Source organism: Pseudoalteromonas sp. P1-13-1a (assembly GCF_001401875.1).
In the GTDB taxonomy this organism is placed as follows: Bacteria; Pseudomonadota; Gammaproteobacteria; order Enterobacterales; family Alteromonadaceae; genus Pseudoalteromonas.
In genome coordinates, this window is record NZ_LKDV01000132.1 from 1 (window position 1) to 257 (window position 257).

At 52.1% G+C, this 257-nt stretch carries 1 protein-coding gene; it reads right to left on the reverse strand.

The window, feature by feature from the left end:
• Positions 1–257: Ig-like domain-containing protein (locus AN391_RS20125; protein WP_235576515.1), on the reverse strand; the 257-nt coding region annotated here is incomplete at both ends.

Sequence of the window (257 nt, forward strand, 5' to 3'; positions counted from 1 at the left end):
GCTTCATCCGTTACGGTGATTGTAACAACCGTGCCCTCTGGCTCACCGGTTGCTGTGCCTGAAATAGTCGGTGTGGTGTCATTAGTATCGCCAACAGGGTCAATAACCACTGTGGGCGCAGCGGTATCAACCTCACCGGTGGTGGTGGCTGTGGTTTGATTGCCTGCAGCGTCGGTGACCGATACTTCAACGGTAAATTCACCTTCACTTAACTCATTAGGCACATCTACACTAAAGGTGCCATCGGCTTGCACTTC